The sequence below is a fragment of the Zoogloea oryzae genome (assembly GCF_030161255.1).
GTDB classification, from domain to species: Bacteria; Pseudomonadota; Gammaproteobacteria; order Burkholderiales; family Rhodocyclaceae; genus Zoogloea; species Zoogloea oryzae.
This window is the reverse complement of the sequence record NZ_BSPX01000167.1, coordinates 1-2,347: the sequence shown is the minus strand read 5'-3', so window position 1 is coordinate 2,347 and position 2,347 is coordinate 1. Positions and strand designations below refer to the sequence as shown.

Annotated in this window: 2 protein-coding genes; one reads left to right on the top strand and one right to left on the bottom strand. The window is 65.3% G+C overall.

Going from position 1 to position 2,347, the window contains the following annotated elements; all coding sequences use genetic code 11:
• A partial coding sequence (locus tag QQK25_RS22730; RefSeq protein ID WP_284190008.1) for an acyltransferase family protein occupies positions 1 to 1,163 on the bottom strand: 1,163 nt, incomplete at its 3' end.
• Between the two features lie 336 nt (positions 1,164 to 1,499).
• Here QQK25_RS22730 and QQK25_RS22725 point away from each other — a divergent pair.
• Entirely contained in the window at positions 1,500 to 1,967 is a 468-nt protein-coding gene (locus QQK25_RS22725) for a hypothetical protein (RefSeq protein ID WP_284190007.1), read from the top strand.
• Positions 1,968 to 2,347 lie beyond the last annotated feature (380 nt).

The following is a 2,347-nucleotide window of genomic DNA, read 5'->3' as shown; positions in this document are numbered from 1 at the left end:
GCCGCAGGGGCGGCGGCTTCAACCGGTGCTGCCGTCGGCGTGACGACCGCTGGCGCGGCAACCGGGGCGCCCTTCAGGAAGATCGCCAGCCCGGCCAGGGCAAAGGCCACCAGCCCGGCCAGCAGCCAGCCGGCCACGCGGGACGTGGGCTGGACGCGGACTGGGTGCTCGATGAACACGTAGGTGAGCCAGGCCAGCACCACCGCGGCCACCAGCGCGCCGGCGCGGATGCTCGCCACCGGCATGCCGCCGGCCAGGGTGTGCAGGAAGGACAGGATCGGCCAGTGCCACAGGTAGAGCGGATAGCTGATGAGGCCGAGCCACACGAACACCCGCGAGCCCAGCACCTGCTTGTTGAACGCCGACTGGGGGCCGGCCCACATGACCAGCGCCGCGCCGGCGGTGGGCAGCAGCGCCCACCAGCCGGGGAAGAAGCTGCCTTCATCCAGCAGCAGCACGCTCGCACCGATCAGCGCGAGGCCGGCCACGGCGCCCAGGTTGGCCTCGACCTTGCCCTTCGCGGTGAAGCCGGTGAGGGTGAGCATCGCCCCGATCGACAGCTCCCACAGCCGCGACATGGGCAGGAAGAAGGCCGCCGAGCGGTGATGCTCGATCAGCGCGATGTTGGCCACCATCGACACCACCGCCAGTACTGCGGCGGCGGAGGCCAGGCTGAACTGGCGCTTCCAGGCCAGATAGAGCAGGAAGGGCCACACCAGGTAGTACTGCTCCTCGACGCCCAGCGACCAGATGTGCAGCAGCGGCTTGGTGATCGCCTCGGCGTCGAAGTAGCCGGCGTTCATCCAGAAGAAGATGTTGGCCGAGAACAGCGCGCTGCCGATCACCTGCCACGACAGGCTGTGCAGCTCGGCGGGCTCCAGCAGATACCACCCGGCGGCGAGGGTGGCGCCCAGCACCACCAGCAGCGCCGGCACGATGCGGCGCAGCCGGCGGCCATAGAAGCGCGCGATGCTGAAGGTGCCGTCGCGCAGTTCGTTGCGCAGGATGCCGGTGATCAGGAAGCCGGAGATCACGAAGAAGATGTCCACCCCCACGAAGCCGCCGGTGACCAGCGACGGAAAGGCGTGGAACAACAAGACGAGCAGCACGGCCACCGCGCGCAGGCCGTCGATATCCGGCCGGTAGGCAATCATGGGATTCATGGGGAGGGTTCGCTGATGAATGCCGGGAGGGTGCGTCGCTGCTGCCGTGCAGGGGTGTTCGGGGCTGCATGAACACGAACCGCTACGGGCATCTGGGGTTTTTTCCCGGCGTCAATGAAAGGGTGTGAAATTTCGTGGAACAGATCACGCGGAGTTTAGCAGAAAGCCCTGTTCCGGCGCCCCGTGCCGGTGCATCTGCCCTTTCCCGGCGGGTGCTGCCGAGGATCGGCCGGGCAGTACGCCGGGGTATGCGTTAAAGGTATTGTGGCCTACACTGCGGCCCGCACGAAATGCGTCGTGCATTTCCTGAAAACCCGTACCGGAGGAACGCCCCCCATGACCCAGAATCTCGTCTCCCTCGACCTCGGCGCCGAAGACATCGCCGCCATTGACAAGGCCCTCGACACCCTCGAAGCGCGGTTTGCCCGCCTCGTGGTGCTCACCCCCGATGAGATCCGCCACCTCAACAAGATGGGCGACAAGAGCGAGGCCTTCTGCCGCGAGGCCGCGGTGGTCCTCGAAGACAACCCCAAGCTCATCCCGCCCGGCTTCAGTGTGGCCGAGCTGCGCCAGGACATCACCGACCTCGACCTCATGCGCCCCCGCTTCCTGCGCCTGCGCGAACTGCTGGCCAAGGCCAACAGCACCGAGATGGCCCTCGGCAGCGACATCATCAACGCCGCGCTGGAGGGCTACGGCTACATGAAGATGGGTGGAAAGAGCGCGGGGCTGGATGGGCTGCGGGCGAGCATGAGCGTGCGTTACGCAGGCCGCCGTGGAAAGCCGGGCAATCCGGCTGCGTAAACCATCGATGGGTTGTTGAGACCCATCGACGAGCAGATTTTGCTCATGAATGAGCTGCGATCACTCATCCATGAGCAAGCGCCACCCACAGATGACCGCCCGAGACCCATGCATGAGCAACGCGCGCCCATGCATGCATCTCGGCCATTCATCGATGAACGGATGTCACCCATCGATGCGTTTCGCGAACCCATGCATGAGTAAAAAACACTCATCGATGACGGTCGGAGACGCATGCATGGGTGGCGGGGGCACGCTGTAGGTCGGACTTCAGTCCGACAACTGTAGTGGTCTAATTTCCTCGGACACCTCGATAGGTGGATCATCCACCCGTAGAGGAGAACTTGATGAAACAGAAACGCCGGGCGTTCGATGCGAGC

Coding starts and splice junctions, on each gene's coding strand:
- QQK25_RS22725 (WP_284190007.1), top strand. CDS start 1,500: ATGACCCAGAATCTCGTCTCCCTCGACCTCGGCGCCGAAGACATCGCC.